The organism is Paraburkholderia nemoris, from assembly GCF_905221015.1.
GTDB lineage: Bacteria > Pseudomonadota > Gammaproteobacteria > Burkholderiales > Burkholderiaceae > Paraburkholderia > Paraburkholderia nemoris.
On record NZ_CAJNBO010000020.1, the window covers coordinates 58,367 to 77,038 of the forward strand.

At 61.8% G+C, this 18,672-nt stretch carries 21 protein-coding genes; 11 read left to right on the forward strand and 10 right to left on the reverse strand.

Annotated features, from left to right (window positions below; all coding sequences use genetic code 11):
* Nucleotides 1–18: 18 nt before the first annotated feature.
* From KHO33_RS27785 to KHO33_RS27825, 9 genes are all read right to left on the reverse strand, one after another.
* On the reverse strand, nt 19–1,974 hold the full coding sequence (locus KHO33_RS27785; RefSeq protein ID WP_200566109.1) for a hypothetical protein: 1,956 nt from the start codon (nt 1,972–1,974) through the stop codon (nt 19–21).
* Between the two features lie 177 nt (nt 1,975–2,151).
* A complete protein-coding gene (gene sctT, locus KHO33_RS27790; protein ID WP_200566110.1) occupies nt 2,152–2,967 on the reverse strand; it encodes a type III secretion system export apparatus subunit SctT in 816 nt (271 codons plus the stop codon).
* Nucleotides 2,968–2,986: 19 nt separating this feature from the next.
* Nucleotides 2,987–3,499 (reverse strand): type III secretion protein SctO, encoded by a 513-nt coding sequence (locus KHO33_RS27795; RefSeq protein WP_200566111.1) that lies wholly within the window; start codon nt 3,497–3,499, stop codon nt 2,987–2,989.
* Nucleotides 3,500–3,501: 2 nt separating this feature from the next.
* On the reverse strand, nt 3,502–4,833 hold the full coding sequence (gene sctN / locus KHO33_RS27800; protein WP_200566308.1) for a type III secretion system ATPase SctN: 1,332 nt from the start codon (nt 4,831–4,833) through the stop codon (nt 3,502–3,504).
* A gap of 75 nt (nt 4,834–4,908) precedes the next feature.
* Nucleotides 4,909–5,658, reverse strand: a complete 750-nt coding sequence (sctL, locus tag KHO33_RS27805; protein WP_200566119.1) for a type III secretion system stator protein SctL — start codon at nt 5,656–5,658, stop codon at nt 4,909–4,911.
* Entirely contained in the window at nt 5,643–6,356 is a 714-nt protein-coding gene (locus KHO33_RS27810; protein ID WP_200566121.1) for a type III secretion protein HrpB4, read from the reverse strand. Before KHO33_RS27810 ends, sctL begins: the two co-directional genes overlap by 16 nt.
* Nucleotides 6,356–7,156, reverse strand: coding sequence for a type III secretion system inner membrane ring lipoprotein SctJ (sctJ, locus tag KHO33_RS27815; protein ID WP_200566316.1), 801 nt, complete (start codon nt 7,154–7,156; stop codon nt 6,356–6,358). Before sctJ ends, KHO33_RS27810 begins: the two co-directional genes overlap by 1 nt.
* Nucleotides 7,157–7,174: 18 nt before the next feature.
* Nucleotides 7,175–7,558, reverse strand: a complete 384-nt coding sequence (locus KHO33_RS27820; RefSeq protein ID WP_200566123.1) for a type III secretion protein HrpB2 — start codon at nt 7,556–7,558, stop codon at nt 7,175–7,177.
* A 33-nt stretch (nt 7,559–7,591) separates the two neighbouring features.
* Nucleotides 7,592–8,176 (reverse strand): HrpB1 family type III secretion system apparatus protein, encoded by a 585-nt coding sequence (locus KHO33_RS27825; protein ID WP_200566125.1) that lies wholly within the window; start codon nt 8,174–8,176, stop codon nt 7,592–7,594.
* Between the two features lie 374 nt (nt 8,177–8,550).
* On the opposite strand from KHO33_RS27825, the gene sctU reads away from it, so the two are divergent.
* From sctU to KHO33_RS27880, 11 genes are all read left to right on the forward strand, one after another.
* A complete protein-coding gene (gene sctU, locus KHO33_RS27830; protein ID WP_200566133.1) occupies nt 8,551–9,654 on the forward strand; it encodes a type III secretion system export apparatus subunit SctU in 1,104 nt (367 codons plus the stop codon).
* A gap of 10 nt (nt 9,655–9,664) precedes the next feature.
* Complete coding sequence (gene sctV, locus KHO33_RS27835; protein ID WP_200566141.1) at nt 9,665–11,749, forward strand: type III secretion system export apparatus subunit SctV; 2,085 nt, start codon at nt 9,665–9,667, stop codon at nt 11,747–11,749.
* Nucleotides 11,750–11,780: 31 nt separating this feature from the next.
* On the forward strand, nt 11,781–12,422 hold the full coding sequence (sctP, locus tag KHO33_RS27840) for a type III secretion system protein SctP (protein WP_200566148.1): 642 nt from the start codon (nt 11,781–11,783) through the stop codon (nt 12,420–12,422).
* Nucleotides 12,423–12,479: 57 nt separating this feature from the next.
* Nucleotides 12,480–13,754, forward strand: a complete 1,275-nt coding sequence (gene sctQ, locus KHO33_RS27845) for a type III secretion system cytoplasmic ring protein SctQ (RefSeq protein ID WP_200566155.1) — start codon at nt 12,480–12,482, stop codon at nt 13,752–13,754.
* Complete coding sequence (gene sctR / locus KHO33_RS27850; RefSeq protein ID WP_200566163.1) at nt 13,738–14,388, forward strand: type III secretion system export apparatus subunit SctR; 651 nt, start codon at nt 13,738–13,740, stop codon at nt 14,386–14,388. The genes sctQ and sctR overlap by 17 nt, the downstream gene beginning before the upstream one ends.
* Nucleotides 14,389–14,418: 30 nt before the next feature.
* On the forward strand, nt 14,419–14,682 hold the full coding sequence (gene sctS, locus KHO33_RS27855) for a type III secretion system export apparatus subunit SctS (protein WP_200566172.1): 264 nt from the start codon (nt 14,419–14,421) through the stop codon (nt 14,680–14,682).
* A complete protein-coding gene (locus KHO33_RS27860; RefSeq protein ID WP_200566174.1) occupies nt 14,679–15,491 on the forward strand; it encodes a hypothetical protein in 813 nt (270 codons plus the stop codon). Before sctS ends, KHO33_RS27860 begins: the two co-directional genes overlap by 4 nt.
* Before the next feature lie 152 nt (nt 15,492–15,643).
* The gene (locus KHO33_RS27865) at nt 15,644–16,864 is read left to right on the forward strand and encodes a secretion protein (RefSeq protein ID WP_200566175.1); all 1,221 of its coding nucleotides are present in this window, start codon (nt 15,644–15,646) and stop codon (nt 16,862–16,864) included.
* 61 nt (nt 16,865–16,925) lie between these two features.
* A complete protein-coding gene (locus KHO33_RS27870) occupies nt 16,926–17,126 on the forward strand; it encodes a type III secretion protein (RefSeq protein ID WP_234480665.1) in 201 nt (66 codons plus the stop codon).
* A 107-nt stretch (nt 17,127–17,233) separates the two neighbouring features.
* On the forward strand, nt 17,234–17,425 hold the full coding sequence (locus KHO33_RS27875; protein ID WP_200566179.1) for a hypothetical protein: 192 nt from the start codon (nt 17,234–17,236) through the stop codon (nt 17,423–17,425).
* 140 nt (nt 17,426–17,565) lie between these two features.
* Nucleotides 17,566–18,033, forward strand: a complete 468-nt coding sequence (locus KHO33_RS27880) for a CesT family type III secretion system chaperone (protein ID WP_200566185.1) — start codon at nt 17,566–17,568, stop codon at nt 18,031–18,033.
* An 80-nt stretch (nt 18,034–18,113) separates the two neighbouring features.
* Here the strand turns inward: KHO33_RS27880 and KHO33_RS27885 are convergent, their stop codons facing one another.
* Entirely contained in the window at nt 18,114–18,503 is a 390-nt protein-coding gene (locus KHO33_RS27885; RefSeq protein WP_211629237.1) for a hypothetical protein, read from the reverse strand.
* Nucleotides 18,504–18,672 lie beyond the last annotated feature (169 nt).

Here is an 18,672-nt window from a genome sequence, read left to right on the forward strand (position 1 = left end):
GCCCGCCGTGCTGTTCGTCTAAGCGGTCGCTTCGGTAGGAACAAGTTTTTCCAATTTTGTCAAATCGTGCTCTTTGAGCTTCGGGACCAGATGCTGTGCAATGAACTGCCGCGTCTTCCAGCCGAAAAACTCCAGATACGAGGTATGGCTGGGGCGCTGCAGTCCAGAAGACATCCCAACAAAGAAGATGTCGTGCTCTTTCCCATCAACGTGCAAACGCGTACACAACGCGCTCTCATCGAACGCCGGGTCGTCGCCATGCACCGGCACTTTCATCTCCGGCGTCAATTTGGACGCAAGCTTGCTCAGAAAACTTGCGCTACCCGATTTCATGCCCATCGCGAGAATCACGCGCCCGCTTTGGAGTCTATGTAAGCTGCCGTCCTTCTCGCGAACCGCAAGCGAAGATTGGTTCGTTCCATCCACCGCCGTAATCGTTTCGAGCCGGCCTGGTTGCACATGCACGAGCCCTTCATCGAAATACGGTTTGAGACCCGCGTAGGGCCCCCACAACCCGTTATCGATGTCCTCGCGACTTTTCGGGCCAATCCACACGATCTTTCGGTCGCCAAGCAACTCCCGCATCGACAGGCCCGCTTTCTCGGCCACATCCCGGATGCGCAGCAACGGGGTTTTGGACGAGTCGCCCCAGCCGACGATCGCGATGTCACCCGGCGCCGCGCGCACGATGTCCAAAATGTGCTCATCCGGCGCATCGACCGTGGCGCGCAGCATGTCTTCGCTGTGCATCACCGCTTGATCCAGCAGCGCCCTTTCTCTCATCGCCGTGAGCCGCGCCGTTTGCTCATCGATGTACGCTTTGGATGCGGGATCCCTCAATGGTACGCTGGGCCGCCCCAATCCGGTCGCATCGATGACATGATCGGTCAGCACATGCACCGTCCGGCCCGACGCGTTATCCCGCATCGTAACGCGATACCGTCCCCGCGCGTTTTCGACCTCCTCGACATCGGTGACGACCGTGTTGACGAGGACCGGCGAGCCCTTTCTCGATGCGGCATACAAGCCGATCGCCGCCGCATCGCCAATATCGGCGGCTGTCGGATAGAGATCGGAATTCAGATCCTCCACTTGCACGGGACTACCGTGCAACGGATTTTGCGAGCGCATCGGATTGTCGAACGCGCCGTGATCGCTGCCTGCATAGCCGCCGCGCGTTTCACTGTTCAGCAGATGCATGCGCACCGAGCCAAAGTTGCCGTCGCCGCAACTGGATGCGTCGACCACCAAATTGCCGTCTGCGAGCCCGAACTCGTGTGCGCAATGGGCAACCGTCTGTCCTTGCGGTCCGCCCCCGATCGTCACCTGGGGAATGAAAACTTCTCGCTCGGACAGGCGCACCCTGATGTACTCCGATCGGTCCTGCAGGTCCGCCCGTATCGCACGCATCAAGGGTGCACGAGTGGCCTCGGGCGCCGCCAACATCAGCAGTTCAAGCCGCAACAGCCTGTCCTCAGGGTTGCTCACGCCCTTGGCGAGCGCCTCGGCGGAATAGTGGCGCAGCCTTGCGCCCGCCTCGCCGCGCAGTTCCGGATCTTCGAGCACCCGGCTGCGCAGCGTCCCGACAGCGCTGTCCGACAACGGCGATTCAAGCGTCAGAAGCCGCTTGACGTGGTCGTGACTCGAGACCTCGTATCCGAGCTTGGTCAGCTCTTCGCCGAGTATGTCGAGCAGGTGGTCGCCCGCCCCGCCGGCGGACGCGCTGCCGGCTGCAGCATCACCGCCGCGGTCCTGCGCGGAAACACTCTTGCGCGCCGCGCCGGACGAGAAACGCCGACCGACAGCACTTCCCGATACGCCTCGCAGGGCCCCTAACTCCGTCGACTCCTGCAACTCCGTGGCATCGCCGGAAGCAGCATTATTTTCGGCGCCGGCAGAGCCGCCCGCCCCCGTCCCATGCACCGGACGCAAGTTTCCCGTGGAATGCGGGCGATCATTTCCTGAGGTACGCATACAGCACCCGTCTCCCAAACAAGACGCTTTCTATTTGCCGAAGGCCCAATGTAGAGCCGCTTCGACGCTATCGCAATGTCATAACCTGAACGATGCCATGCGCTAACGTTCGACGATCGGTAGGTGCGCGAAGCGGTGCCTAATGCACCGAAGGAACGGTCTGGCTTGGTCAGCGTGTCACTTCCTGGCCGAACTCGACATGGATTTCAATTGCGCGCCAAGACCCGTCAATATCAGCTGATCTTTCACCTGGTTAATAAAGATGCCGATAAAGAGCGCGAGTATCAGGACCGTCAAAGCCCCTTTGACAGGTTGCGCCAAGCTGATCAAATCGAGTTTCTCCGCGGACTTTGAAATAAATCCAAATGCGAAATCAACCAGCACCAGAATGAACAACATGGGTGCGGCGAGTTTCGCCGTAGTCTCCATCAAGGTGTCGGTCTGTCGCAATACGAAACTCTCGAGAACGCTCGCAGCCACCGGCGTGCTCGACGTGAGCGGCCACCACTGATAAGACTCGTACAGCACGCCGAGCAGAAACGTCATCCCGCCCAGCGCCCAGAACGCGACGCCTGCCACCTGCGCCAGCAAGGTGCCAGTCGGTGTCGAATGGTCCTGGTGCAAGGGATTCATCATCTGCGCATTGTTGTACCCGGTCAGATCGTCGACATAAATGCCGGCGGCCTCCGCCACCCAGAACACCGTCGAGGCAGAAAAACCCAACACGAGTCCGATCACGACCTCTCTGACAGCGATTTCCACCAGCGCCACGTCTGATAACGTCGTCATCATCGATTCAGGCTGTCCATAGGCAATGAACGAACTGAACAGCAGCACGATCCCGTTGCGCACGACGCCCTGCAGAATGCTGTCCGATGTGGGCGGAAAGATGAACAGCATCACGTAGAGCCGCAACGAACATAGCCCCAGCACCGTGAAGGCTTGTGTCAGCGTGATGCCAAGCTGCGAGAGCGTCGTCAGGCCGTCATTCATGTGTGGCTCATGTCTTGCGTCATACGGCGGATCGTCCAGCCAAGCGCATTCGTGCAAGCACCGCTTCTTCGGCCTCTTCATCTGCGATGTCATTTGCGGCGTTGAAGCACGTGCGCCCGATATCCTCGATGCGCTCTTTGCAAATGTCGATACGCCCGCGATTGCCGGCAATCGCACGTATCGTGGCGGCGAGTTCATCCTCGTGTGCGCGCACGATCTCTTCCGAGTCGGCCAACTCCCTTTCGCACCCGCGCAGCCGCTGTTCGACAATCTCCGTGTACCGCATACTGGCGTTCATGTCCGCGAGCGAAAACGCCTCGTCGCCACACATCATGCGCGCGATGCGGTCGTGGTATGTCTGCAGGAGATCCCTTTCCTGACGCACGGCTTCGCGCCTGGCGTCGCGCTGCGCTTCGAGCCGAGCGTGTTCCTCACGCTGGGCCGCCAGCTTCGCTCGCAACGTCTCCTCGAGCCGCGTGCGGCGCTCGACAGTCCGTTTGAGCGCGGCGGCGCGTCGATCGGCAGAGAGCATTTTCAACGGCTCCGGCTGCCGGCCAAAGTGAATAACTGCGCCTGGGTATCCTGCGGGGCCGCAAACTCGCCTGTGCCTTGAGAGAAGAAGGCGCGAATGGCGTCGATCTTGTTCACCGCTTCATCGGCAGCCGGATCTCCCCCCGGCTTGTATTCGCCGATCTGCAACAGCATCTCGACTTCTCGATGCTTGGCAAGCAGCTCGCGCACCCGTGCGGCGGCGCGCATATGGTCAGTCGACGTCACTTGCGGCATCACACGGGACAGACTTGCCAACACGTCGATGGCGGGGTACTGATTCTTCGCCGCGATCTCGCGCGACAGGATCATATGGCCGTCGAGGATCCCTCGCACTTCTTCCGCTATGGGATCGCTGCCGGATTCGTCTTCGGCCAAAACCGTGTAGAGCGCAGTGATCGAACCGTTCGAGCCCATGCCGGCACGTTCGAGCAAACGCGGCAGCTCAGCGAAGATCGAAGGAGGAAAGCCGCGTCGCGCCGGCGGCTCGCCGGCCGCAAGTCCGATTTCGCGCTGAGCGCGGGCGAAGCGAGTCAGCGAATCCATCATGAGCAGCACGCGCTTGCCCTGGTCGCGAAAGTGCTCGGCGATTGCGGTTGCGACATAGGCGGCCTTGGCGCGCTCGATGGACGATCGGTCCGACGTCGCGCACACGACGACCGAACGCTCCATGCCTTCAGGCCCAAGAATCATTTCCACAAACTCGCGCACTTCTCTACCGCGCTCGCCGATCAGCCCGATCACAGTCACATCGCACGGCGTGCCGCGCGCGAACATCCCCAACAATGTGCTCTTGCCAACGCCTGCCGGAGCGAAAATGCCCATGCGCTGACCTTCCGCCAATGTCATCATGCCGTCGACGACGCGCACGCCGGTCGGCAACGGCGCATCAATCAACTGGCGGCTCATGGGGTCCGGCGAGTTGGCGAAGACCGGTCTTTCATCGTCGGCTTCGATCGGCCCCATGCCATCAATGGGACGCCCGAGCGCGTCGATTACCCTGCCGAGTAACGCATCGCCGACCGGGACCGACAACGGACGCCCGAGCCCGATGACCTGAGTCGAGCGCGACACGTCGGCGAGCCGCGCGAAAGGCGACAGCAGCGCGACATCGCGCGTAAAGCCGATCACCTCCGCATGCTGCAGCAGCGCACCATTCGCCGACCGTAGCTCACATAGCTCGCCCAGGCTTACGTCGAGTCCGCCGACTTTCACGAGTGTGCCGATGACTTCCAACACTTTGCCACTGCGCGCGACGTTGCTCGCCGAGAGCAGTTCGCGTTCGATCGCGTCGGCTAAGTCCTCCACGGCGGGCATGCGCCGCCGGCTCGGCTCCGCGGCAAATGCGGCGAAATCAATTTGTGGCGTATCCATCGGGCTGTCCGGTCGGGGTCAGTCCGCCGCTGCATCGGCAGCGTCGGCAATGTTGTGCAGTTCACACAGCGAATGCTTGAGCGCACGCGCCACTGCCGAGCGCATCGCCCGCAATTGGGTGGCCAAGCTCGCATCGATCGAACCGAAATCCGATTCGCAAATGCAGCTACCCGCCTCGAGCCGTTTGTCCGCCACGACCGAAAGCGGGAATGGACGCCCGAGTTCGCGCCAGCGCGCCGAAAGCCGCTCGAATGCGACGCATGCTTTGTCGTGATCGACCGGGCTCACGGCGACGCGCAAGTAAGTTGCGCCTTCGACGATGCGGTCGATCGTCGTCAATGCCCGCTCGAACAGCATTTCCGATTGCTGCACCCGCACGATCTGTTCGACGGCGAGCGTGACGATCTCCGCAAGACGCTCGCGCAGCTTCCTCTGAATCTGTCGCTGCTCGTCGCCGGCATCGGCTAGCCGATCCATCCAATCGGCCAACGCCTGCTTCTCTCCCGCTTGATAGCCGCGCTGGGCCGCGGACTCATATTCGCGGCGAGCCTGCTCAATGATCGCCTCTGCCTCGCCGTGCGCCGCATCGACGATGGCCTGCGCCTCCTCACGCGCCTGCGCCAGGATGGCGTCGCGGTCCGCCGTGAGTTGTGTGTAGCCTTCGTCGATCTCGACGAGCGCGCCGAATGCGTCGCGCGGAATCACGTCCGAATACGCCCCGACCCGCGCATCCGGCAATGCTCGATCTGATCTCAGCCAAATAACCATGCCCACTCCGGAATCAATTCTGGCAACTGTGCGAACAGTCGCACAGTGCCGAGCACGTCGAACTCGCGGGCACTTTCATGCAGCCATGGCGGCGAGCGCATGTCGCGCGGCAATGCAAGGCACAGCAGCGAAAACGGCGCAGCGCCGGCGAGCGCATCGCGCATGAGCAGCGCGCACCCCTCGCATGCAAGCGCTTGCGCGTCGAGCGTATCCAACGCAGGCACCGGCGAGCGCACCGTCAACCGGGCGATCTCCGGCACGCTCGTGGTGTCGTGCGCGCCTTCCGTGAGCCGGTCGATCGGTATGCCGATCCATTCCGAAAGCTGCTGGCGGCTGCGCTTATCGATCAAGCGCCGCACGTCGGCGCGACGCATCATCAGCGCACGCATACGCAAAACGCGAAGCCCCCACTCCGGCGGCAGGGCATCGAGCACGGCCAAGTTCGGCGAGCGCAAAGCATCGAGCGACGGAGGCTGCACGCCCGCTACGCATGCGAGCGAGCGCGAGAGCGCATCGATCTGTGCTCGGCCCGCGCTCGCGAGTGCGGTGCGCAACGGTTCGAGCGCCTCGGCAGCGACGCCGAGCGCCGCGGCCAACCACGACGGATGCGCCCAACGCGCAGCGTCGCGGACATTGCGTTCGTACGCGGCAAAGGCAGCCGCCATCCGCGCGAACGGAAACGTAGTGGGCGCGCCCATCAGGTCGCCGATGAAGATTTGCCGTGCTGGAACCGTGCAAGCAGCGCTTTAAGCTTGGCGCGAAGCGCGTCTTTTTTAGCCGCCGCCGGGATACCTCGTTTCGTCCACAAGAACAACCCCGCCGCGCCGACGAGGAAGACCAATGCGGCCACCGCAACCACATGCAACGGCCACGACGTCTGCGGCACCTTCGACACTTCCAATGGATCGGCCGGGACGGCAGTCACGCTCACGGCGTCGTAGGTGAGCCCTTCGACGCTGTGCATCACGAGCGTTTTGATTTGCGGCAGCAAAGCGTTCACATCGGATTCGGGACGGTATTTGATGAACACCGAGGCCGACGAAGGCTTGACCTGCTGCGCGAGCGGATCGTTGTTCGGCAGAACGATTTGCACGCGTGCGACAACCACGCCGTCGATTTTCGATAAAGTCGCCGAAAGCTCCTGCTCAAGGCCGTAGATGAATCTGACGCGCTCCTCAGTCGGTGTGGACACTAGACCGTCTTTCTTGAACAGCATGCCGAGATCGTCGTACTTGTTGTGCGGCAGCCCGCGAGCACGCAGCACTTGCATCGCGCGCAGAACCTGGTCCTTGTCCACTTCGAGCGCCCAGGTCTTGCCGTTGTCCGATGTGGTTTTCGATGCGTCGACCCCCTGCTCCAACAGCGCGACGACCATCTCGTTGGCGTCTTGTTCGGACAGGTTGCCGTACAGTTCCTTGTTGCATCCCGCCAACGCAGCAAGCAGAACGAACGTCATGCACAGCATGCCGGTGCGTGCGACGCTCGTCACCGTGCCCATCCTCGTGTCCGGCATGGCTTATTGATTCTTCATCAAGGTGTCGAGCGACGATCTCGACGAATTCATGACGCCCATCTTCGCTTGCATATCGAGTTGCGTGCCGGCGATTTCCAGCACGACCTTGGTGCCGGCCGCCGTCATCTCTTGCATCGACATGCCCGCTGCGTTTTGGGTCAACGAAAGCGCGTCGTTGACCGATTGCTGCAGCTCCGCATCCTGCGATGCCGCCAGCTTCGCCACCACGTTCATATCGCCGCCCTTTTCGTGGGGCGCTTCCATGCGAGGGTTCTGCATCAATGACTTGAACTTGTCGCCTAGCTGCTGCATGGACGGGTCGGCCGCCGGCTGCGTAGTTGTCTGCAATGCAGCCTTCACCTGTTCTGGGGTAATGACGACGCTCATGTCCAACCTCCGGGGTATGCAATAGGATCGAGATCAAATGCGCAGATAGTTCGGTTGCGGCGCCGCAGCCGCGCGAGCCGATCCAGACGTGTCGCTCGTCGAACCGTTCGGCTCGGCCGCTGCCGCCGGCGGCTTGTCGTTCAACGTCGCCATCGACGCCGGCAGCTCGAACTTTCCCCCGTTGCGGTACACGCGAACGGCCGCCCGCAGGTCTTCGCGCGCTTCGAGCACACGAACGAGTTGAAGCGTGTCGCGACTCGGATCCTGCTCGATCGCCTCCGTCGCGCTGAGCCGCCAGCTCGGATCTCCCTTGACGGCCAGACAGAATGCCAGCAGCGCTTTGGCGTAAGAGAATTGCGGCGCGTTCGCGATGACCCATGAGAAAACACGGATTGCGTCGTCCCATCGACCGTGCAGCATGTGCAACAACGCGGTAAACGCCTCTAGCTCCGCAAGTTTCGGGCGCAGCACGCGCACGGCGTCCAGCACCATTTCGACATCGAACGGGTCGCCTTCCACGGCGGGGAATTTGCTGGTAAGCGCCACCGACACGGTCTCGATTAAACCGCTGACAATGTCCTGACTGCAGTCCAGATAATCGGGCGATGTGACGCTCATGGCGCGAAGCTCCTGCAAGGTAGAGGTCTGCGGAATGCAGGCGGCGCTATGCACAGCCGTTCACGTTCCGATTGTCGACGACAGGCTAACAATACTCAGCCGCCCTCTTCTCCGAGGTCCCGACCACGAAACAGGCGATGGCACGGCGAAGTTTGGCGAATCGATCGCGCGTGCGTCGCCACGGAACCTAGTAGTTGAAACGGCGCACTTCCCGATTCCGGAACTGCGCGACGCTCTTCGCCATGCCATCGCCTGGTTCGCATCGCCTAGGGCCGGCGGCATCCATTCCCGTTACCGTCCATCATGAATCCGCATTGCGCGAGGCGGTTCGCGATGCACGCCGCACGACCTGACGCAGTCAGCAGGGATAGTCGATGAGTGAAGAAAAAACTGAAGATCCCACAGAGAAACGGCTGCGCGACGCACGCGAAGACGGGGAGGTAGCAAAAAGCACCGATCTGACCGACGCCGTCACGATGGCTGCCGCGCTCGCCACGCTGATGCTGGCGTCGGGCGCGTTCGCGGGCGCGTTGCGCTCGATCGTCGCCACGGCGCTCCAATTCGTGTCGGGGGAGCACTCGCTCGAGCATTTGTTCGCCAAGACGATCAGCCTCGGCTCGCAGGCGTTGATCGTCATCGTGCCGTGCGTCCTGGCCGCGGCCGCGGCTGCGGTCGCCGCACTGATTCCGCAGATTGGATTTCAGATCAGCATGAAGCCGGTGGTGCCCGATCCTGCCAATGCCAGCCCCGTTTCCGGCATCAAGCAGATTTTCTCATCGCGCACGCTGATCGAGCTGGCGAAAATGCTCGTCAAGTCGGTCGTCATCGGCTTCACCATGTGGGTGACGATCAAAGGGATGTTGCCGCTCGTCGTCGGATCGCTGTATCAACCGTTGCCGCAGCTGTCGAAGATGTTCTGGGACATGCTCATCAAGCTGTGCTGTGTCGCGGCAGTGGCGTTCACGGTGATTGGCGCCATCGATCTGAAGATCCAGCAGCTGATGTTCATGCGAAAGCAGCGCATGTCGAAGGACGAAGTCAAACGAGAACACAAGGAGCAGGAAGGCGACCCGTTGATCAAAGGCGAACGCAGAAAGCTCGCGCGCCAATTTGCAACGGAAGATCCCCCTCGCCTTCGCGTGGGCTTCGCCAATGCGTTGATCGTCAATCCCACGCATTACGCCGTTGCGATTCGCTATGCCCCCGACGAGCATCCGCTACCGCTCGTCACCGCGAAAGGCATGGATGAGACGGCTGCGCAATTGCGGCACTTCGCGCAGGAAGCAAGCGTTCCGATCATCGGCAATCCGCCAGTCGCGCGAGCGCTCTACAAGGTTGGGATCGATGAGCCGATTCCCGAGGAGTTGTTCGACACGGTCGCGGCCATCTTGCGCTGGGTCGAATCGATTGGCGCGCAGGAGCGCATGCGCGCAGCGAAAAACGCATCCCGGCGCGGCGTGAACCAAGCGGCGCCTTGAGAGAGTCCAGATGATCAAGACACTGAAAATACCTGCGTTCGGCGAAGTCGGCATCGCGCTACTCGTGGTGGCGATCATCTCGCTGATGATCTTGCCGCTGCCGCCGGCGCTGATCGACATCTTGCTCGCGCTCAATATCACGATCAGCGTGACATTGTTGATGATCACGATGTACGTGCCGAACGTGATATCGCTATCGGTGTTTCCGTCCCTGTTGCTGTTCACCACCCTCTATCGGCTATCGCTCAACATTGCTTCGACTAAGTCGATCTTGCTGCATGCGGACGCAGGCCACATCATCGAGAGCTTCGGCGAACTCGTAGTGGGCGGCAATCTCGTGGTGGGACTTGTCGTTTTCGTCATCATTACCACCGTGCAATTCATTGTGATCGCGAAAGGCTCGGAGCGGGTGGCGGAGGTCGGTGCGCGCTTCACGCTCGATGCATTGCCTGGTAAGCAGATGAGTATCGACGCGGATTTGCGCTCCAACTTGCTCACGCCCGAGGAAGCGCGCCGCAAGCGCGCCAAGCTCGCGATCGAGAGCCAGCTGCACGGCGGCATGGACGGGGCGATGAAGTTCGTCAAAGGCGATGCGATCGCAGGCCTCATCATTACGGCCATCAACATCGTGGCCGGTATCGCGGTCGGCGTCGCGTATCACGACATGTCCGCGGGCGACTCAGCCAATCGGTTTTCCATCTTGTCAGTCGGCGATGCGATGGTGTCGCAGATTCCCTCACTGCTGCTTTCCGTGGCGGCCGGTGTGATGATCACACGCGTGGGAGACGAGGGCGAATCCAAGCCACTATCGCTCGGCGACGAGATCGGCAAGCAACTAACCACCAGTGCGCGCGCGCTTTACTTTTCGAGCTTGCTGCTGCTGGGGTTCGCTGCAGTGCCCGGCTTCCCGAGCGGATTGTTCTTGCTGCTGGCCGCCACGTTGGCGTTTTGCGGCTACCGCCTCGGCAAACGCGAGCCCGAAGCGGCGACGCATGCGAGCGAGGCTGTCACCGCCATGCAGCGAGCCGGCTCGAAGGTCGACGTCCCTGCCATCCTGACGCGCGCGCCACAGTTTGCGTGTCCCGTCGGCGTGCGCATCTCCCCGGATCTCGTGGGCCGCCTATCGCCTGCTGCACTCGACAAATCGTTCGGCACCGAGCGCGCACGCTTGCAGGAATATCTTGGGCTGCCGTTCCCGGGCATCACGATCTGGACCAACGATGCCTTGCCGCCGTCGACGTGCGAACTGCTGATGCATGACGTGCCCTATTGCGCGATCGAAATGCCGCCTGGGAAAGTGATGTTGCCGGACACCAATTCGTTCAGCGTCGATGGGACGTTTCACGCGGAAATCGCGGCGTTGACTGATCGCTGCGAACAACGGGGCGGCCTCGACGGCGGCCCCGGTCCGACATGGTGGATCGACGAGAAGCAACTGCCGGTCAAAATGCCGGCATGGCGCCCTGAACAGGTAATCGCTCATGCCTCAATTGCGATGCTGCGCCGGCACGCGTCGCTCTTTTTAGGCATCCAGGAAGTGCAGTGGATTCTCGATCAACAGAATGCCGAATACCCGGGGCTTGTGACCGAAGTGCAGAAGGTGCTGCCTCCGCAGCGCATCGCTGATGTGTTGCGCCGCCTGCTCGAAGAGCAGATTCCGATCCGCAACATCCGGAACATTTTGGAGAGCTTGATCGTCTGGGGCGCCAAGGAAAAGGACATGTTGATGTTGACCGAGTATGTGCGCGGCGACATCGCTCGGTTCCTCGCCCACCGTGCCACCGGCGGCACGCGACAGTTGCCCGCGGTCATGCTAGATCTGCCCGTCGAACAGCACATTCGCCAGTGCATCAAGCAGACGCCGACCGGCAATTACCTTGCGTTGCCGCCCGAGGAAGCAGGCTACCTGATCGACCAGATCCAGTCGTTTGTCGGTGAAGCGCCGCGTGACGGTGTGGCGCTTGTCACGTCGATGGATATTCGTCGATACGTAAGGCGGATGATCGAAGCAAGACTTGGCTGGCTGTCCGTCTATTCCTACCAGGAGCTCGGCGAGCATGTGGATCTGCAGCCGCTTGGCCGCGTGACTATCTAACCCCGCCTGCCCCCTCATCGTTAGGACATCCATGATTGAATCTCGCGTGCGACGCATCATCCCCGGCGAACTCGGGGCGCAGCAAAAGGCTGAGGATGCGCGCGCACGCCGGTTCGACTACGCAGCGCTTGCACGGCGCGCACGCCCTGGCCGCGCGCCCGTCAGCCCATCGGATTCCGGGCGGGAAGCGGCGGGAAGCGCTGTCGTTGACGAACCCTCGCAACTCTTTCATTGGCGCGATGACTCGAGCCGAGACAGTCGTGCCGATGAGCCGATCGATGCCGACGATCAAGCCGCAGCCAGTCAGCGCGAGGCACTGGTCCAACAGGTTTCCGGCGCATCGGTGCCTGTTGTCGACGCGCTGTTTCGCACGCAGGCTCATTTCCTGGAGTTGGCGACGTCCCTCGCAAGCGAAGTCGCCGCGTTCTGCGCCGACCCCGCTATCGGCAGCGCCGGCAATTGGGACGTCCAGATGCCGCTCGACAAGACGATCCTGCCCGACACGACTTTATATCTCTCGCTTTCGCCGTTCCAGCTTTCGCTTCGTTTCGATACATCCAGCATAGAGACAAAGACCTTACTCTTGCATCACAGCACCATGCTCGAGCGCGAAATAGACTCGCTCCTGAAAGCGTGGAACGCACCACGCGACATCGAGTTGATGGTGTGGTGAGTGAGATCGCCGGATCCCCACGCAGTGCATGAGCGCTGCCCTTTCGATCACAATCGCATGGATTATCCGATCGCTGAAATGCCTACGAATGTCGAACACGTCGATAGGCACGCCACACCCTTGATCGATCCCGGCGAGACTCGAAGAGTCCTTGTACCCGAGGGCGCAACGCGCACCGGGAGATTGCCGTTGCGGGCCATTTCACCCCTCGTTGCTCGCACGGCAAGGCTCATTTGCAATACCCGGGTCGCTTCGATTGCGCAACGTCTGCCGAACATCGATGCGTGGCAAGCGTCCGTGGATGACGCAGGCGCCGCATCGCTTGACGCCTTCGACGAGCCAGGCATGCTCGAGCTCGCTCATCCGGCCGGGCGCATTTTCGTCACGTTCGACCTGGCCGCCTATCCCGCCCTCGACATCGCAGCGTGGCCCGCGCGCGGCGGCACAACCTCGCCCGCCGATGCCGAACGAGCATTACGCGTCGCAGTGGCCGGCGTGATACTCGAACCGCTACTCGTGCGCCTGTCGACCTTGGGCCTCAACGATCTGCACGTGCTGCGGCTGACGCGCAACGCCCACGAAGTCGCGGCACGGGTCGATCTTGCGAGAATCGATCTGTCCTTCACGCTCGACGGGCGCGCTCATGCCGCCTTCGTCGCCATCGACCCCGCGCTGCTGCCGCTGCTGGAAGGCTTGCACGCCTCGCAAGCCACCCGCGCCGTGCAGGCGGCGTTGCAAACCACCGATGCCTTGCCCTCCGGGCAGACAACGCTCGCGGACTGCCGCGTCCCCGGGCGGATCGTGCTGGGTGCGCGACGTCTGTCGATCGAAACGCTACGCGCGCTCGCCCCAGGCGACGTGCTTTTGCGCTCGCTCGCGAGCACCCTCTCGCCCCTTGTCGCCGGCGCGGCCGAGCACGCCGCGGCCAGCGCCATCGCCGCATGGGGCACGCCCGGCCTGACCCGTCTGCACGCACCCGTGACGATCGACAAGCACACGCTTCTCATTGTGAAAGAGCCGACAATGACCGATAAATTTGACCCAGCCTACCCCGGCGATTCGCTCGCCTCCGATCAACAGGAGAGTCCGATCGATATCGGCGAGCTGGATCTGCCCGTTCAGTTCGAAGTCGATACCGTCGCCTTACCGCTATCGCAGCTCTATGCGCTGCGTCCCGGCTACGTGCTCGAACTCTCCACTCCCGTCGCCGAAGCGCAGTTGAAGCTCGTCACGCATGGCCAAACGATCGGCTACGGCGAGCTCGTCACCGTCGGCGAACACCTTGGTATCCGAATCCTGAAAATGGCGCATGGCGATGGTCCAGTTCAGTAACGTCACCGGGCTGCTGCTCGTCGTCCTGGCGATCAGCCTGATCCCGTTCGTGGCAATGGTCGTGACGTCGTACGCGAAAATCGTGGTCGTGCTCGGTTTGCTACGCAATGCACTGGGCGTGCAACAGGTGCCGCCCAATATGGTGCTCAATGGGATCGCTATCCTGGTCTCGCTGTACATCATGGCGCCCATCGGCATGCAGGCCGCTCAATCGTTGCAAGGGCAACAAATCGACGGTCAACCGACGCAGGCCTTGATTCAAGTGTTCAGCGCTGCGCGTGAACCGTTCCGCCTCTTTCTCGAGAAGCACGCGCATGAGCGCGAGAAGCGTTTCTTTATCCGCTCCGCCAGCGTCGTGTGGCCGAAGGAGGCCGCGCGCGCGTTGCACGAAAACGACATGATCGTGCTGGCGCCCGCCTTCACCCTGAGCGAACTGACAGACGCATTCAAGATCGGCTTCTTGCTTTATATCGCGTTCATCGTGATCGACCTGATCATCGCCAACGTTCTGTTGGCAATGGGGCTTAACCAGGTGCAGCCGACCAACGTCGCGATTCCGTTCAAGTTGCTGCTGTTCGTCGTGATGGACGGTTGGTCGACGTTGATCCATGGTCTCGTGACCACCTACCGTTAGCATGCGGAATCAAACGCAGAAGATAACAGCATGGAAATCGATACGCTCATTCGCTTCACCACGCAAGGCATGTTGCTCTGCTTGTACGTGTCGCTGCCGATCGTGATCGTCGCATCGGTCGCCGGGCTCGCGGTTTCGTTCCTGCAGGCGATTACGTCGATGCAGGACCAGACGTTGTCGCACGGCGTCAAACTCGTGGCGGTGATGATCGCGATCGCGATCGCTGCGCCGATTTCCGCGGCGGCCATCTTGCATTTCGCCAATGAAGTCATGCAGGCGGCGATACCGCAATGAAAAACACCCGAGCGACGTTGCCGTCAGCGGCCGCGAATCTCGGCGCGGCCCACGAGGCGCAGCGCACTGCCGATATACATGATGAGGCGCGACGGCAGGCGGTGCTCTATCGCGGCACACGCTTCACCAATGCGCAGAATCAGCCGCTCAACACCGCTTCGACCTCGCCGCAGGCGCGCAAGCGCCGCGCAAGACTACCCCAGTCGAGAAGAAGCCGAGGCGAGGTACACGAAGACGAGCCCGGCCATGTACGTTCGCATGAGGAAGAACATGGCGCCATACGCGGTCAAGGCAATGACGGCGGGGGTTCCAGCGGCGATGGCGACAATTCGCATAGCGGCCAAGGCGGACGCGACGACGCCCGCGCAAGGGTGCCCGAGGTGCGCAGCGTCGCGACCTCGCCTGTGCGCCCATACGCGGGCGGCGCGCTGCCTCTGTCCGCCGCACGAATGACCGACCCCGTGCACGCCGAAGCAGTGCGCACCGCCTTTTGCGAGGCACTACTCGCGCTGCGAGACGATCCGAGCACAACGCGCGTCGTCGGCGTTGCCGAACTGCAACTCGACCGCCTCGATGCCATGCAGGCATGTCAATCGCTTCGCACCCCCGAAGCGATGGGCGCGCTACGTCAACGGCTCATCGATGCAAGCAAAGACTCGCGCGGCAAAAAAAACCCGTTCAATTTGCTGCTGCCATTGTTTCTGCTCATGAGCGAACGGCCTCTCACTACGACAAGAGAGAAGGAGTCGCGCAGCAAGTTGACATTGCAACGCGACGCAACGCTCGCGCGCGGTCAGCGCGCTCAGTGAGCCGGAAAAACATCGAATCGGCGTACATTCGCGCGTCCATTGCCGGCTTCGCATAGGTCGAAGCATGACGTCGTGCAATGACTAAAGTAGCGTCAACGGCCGCTCGGTATGCATGTTCGCTGCCGCGATCCGATCAACTCAATCGCCACACGATGAAATTACTGCGCATTCTGACTGGCGTCCATGCAGGGGTGGAATTGCACCTCGGTGCCGGCGCGCATCGGATAGGCTCCGACAACGACGCCGACATTCGCATCTCCGACTGGAGCGGCGCTGACGTGCTGCTGACGGTCGACGACACGGGCGTCGTCGGTGCGCAGCGTCTGCTCCCCGAATTACAAGCGCTCGCGCAGCCTGAGGCGCAGCAGACGTTGGCGAACGACGGCGCCGAAACGATGGACCCCGGCACGGTGCTCCTGATCGATTTCGTGCCGATGCGGTTCGACGACAAGGTGCTTTGCGTCGGCGCGGACGACGCCGTCTGGCCCAGCGACCTCGACCTATTGTCGACCTTGCTCGTCAAGCCTCACGAGGCTCGCCACGAAGCCGAGCGCTCGCGTCAGCGCAAGCTCGTCGGTGCAGTGCTTGGCTGCGCGATGCTTGGCGCCGTGGTCGTGATCGGTTCCGTGCTGATCACGACGGTCGTGAGCCGTGCAGCGCTTCCGCGCGATTCGGGCGATCTCGCGCAGCGTGTGAACCGGGCTCTTGCGCAAGCGCATATGGGCGAATTGCATGCCCGGCTGCACGGCAACAACGTCATCGTCAGCGGCATGGTGCCCACGCCCGAGGACGACGCAACGGTGCGCAGGGTGCTGACGCAGTTGTCGTCGACGGCGATCAAGCGCCAGTACGACATCGCTCAAAACGACGCGCGCGATATCGAAGACGCGCTCGGCGCTCAGCGCGTGCATGTGGCGTACGCCGGTCAGGGCGCGTTCGACATCACCGGCAAAGTGGCCGATCCGGCTAACGTCGAGGCCGCCCTCACTCGTATCCGCCACGATCTGAGTGCGAACGTGAAGGAGTTGCGCATGCAGCTCACACAATCGAACGACTCTGCGCCGCCGCCCCCTTCTTTCTCGGAATTGATGTCATCCGATGACGTGCGCTACGCGGAAACACCCGATGGCGTCAAGCATATCTACGTCGATCCCGAAATAGCCGATGCCCCCGCGTCCGACGCAAGCTTCGGCGCGGCCGCGGGAGTGGACGGCGCGTCCGGCGCGCAAGCCACCGCCCAGCCGGGCGCAGCCAGCGGTGTCGCGCAAGCCGCCGCCGGCCAACCGAACGCTGCACGCGGTGTCGCGCAATCGGTCGGCGGCGCCGCCGCCCCTGCTGCCGTCGCATCGACTTTCCTACCGTTGCCGAAGTAAATCACTGGAGATGATGGACATGTATGAGCCATTCGAATCTTGCGCGACTGCCTTCAGAAACTTGAAGGGCACGCTGGCAGATCCTGCCGCGAGCCAGCGCTTGGCTGCGATTCGGGAGGCGCTCGAAGCGAGCGCAAAGAACATCAGCGCGGCGACGGGCGCAACCGAGATCGATCGCGACAATCTCGCCAAGCTGTATCGGGGCATGCTGGCCGCCAGCCGGATCGTTTCTCACTTGCAGGATAAGCAAGCAGCGTCTTAGCGCCACTCGCTAGCAGTACGGGACACGGGTATCGAGCTGTTCTTGCACGGAGTCGTCCGTGTCTATGTGTAATCAGGCAACTTTTCAATTCTGACCAAGGAGGGCATATGGGTAGTCTTACTTCTCTCGGCGCAATGGCAACGGCAGATGCCGATCAGGGCATCATGACGGCGGCCAGCATGAAGTTTCAAACGGATTCGGCCAACAACAGCTTGCAGGTGAGCGCGGCCGATGCCGTTGCTAAATTGGCGACGTCCATTGGGAACAAAGTCTCCCAGGTTTCAGGCGCGGCGCACTGACGTAGCAGGCAAATTGTGCCCTGCGCGTGCATCTCTTGTGCGCGCTGTCGTACCGATGTCGGCCGGCATGAGCCACTGGCGCTTGCCGGCCGTTTTCTTTCTAGCGCCTTCGTCGATTCACATTTCTTGTCCCGAGTGCCTTGACCAGCTCAGACGGTTCAGAACGCTACGCGCAATTGATCCGCGATCTCTGCGACACGGTGGGTCTGCCCGACGTCGACCATGTATTGCGCACTCGCCAGATCGAAGTGGAAGGCTTCGACGTCCGGCTCGATTACTTCGACAACGACCTGGACGCGATGTACGCGAATTTCCATTACGGCGCCGTGACGGCGGGACGCACGCTAACCGTATTTCGGTTGATGCTCGAAGCGAATTTGGTGATTTACGCGCAGGATCAGGCGCAACTCGGGCTCGACACCGATACGGGCGGCATCGTACTGGTGCTGCGCGTGCCGATGACACATGACGTTGACGGGGGCGTGCTCGCCGATCTGCTCGCGCACTACGCCGAGCATGGCCGCTATTGGCGGCAGAACATCATTGAATCGACCGACGATATGTTCGAAGGCCTCGTCTCAGGCGAATTTATCTGGCTGCGGGCTTGATCCAGCTGACGCCGATCCGATCTGAGCACCAGCGATAACGGTCGGCACGCCGCTTGATCACGCGCGTGCCGACTCCGACCTCAATGCACGCTCGCCATCGCCCTTGCGATAGCCTGGATGAGTCCGGCCATGCTCTCGCCGATTTTCACCAACGAATTCCAGAGATGGTGCAACGGCGATTGCCCGTCATTGAACATCGGCGAGCGCATCGGCTGATTGGGCGGCATCGGCATCCGGGGTTGCCGAATTTGCGACTGCGGCATCTGCGCCGGATTCGGCATCGAAGGACCGGCTACGCCGGGCGGCAGGGAATAGCCCGTGGGAAAGGGCGGCGCAGCAGTCACTGCCGCAACAGATGATGCCGCTCCTTGCGGCGCACCTGTGGCATCTTTGCTCACGCGAAAGGAACCATTCGTCCATTTTTTTGACGCCACTCCCTTGCTTCCCAGTAGCTTCAGTGGGCCGCTCAACTCGCGTGCTTCCGCCGCCCCCACATCAACCTGATCGGGTGTGGCGGTCGGCCCAACAGGCGTTGGTGCGACTGTTGGGCGTGCGACGGTGAGTTTGGTAGTGGGCGTGCTCATCGCAATAAACCTGTCTGTGGAGATCGCGGGACCGGCGTCGATATGCCGGACGTAC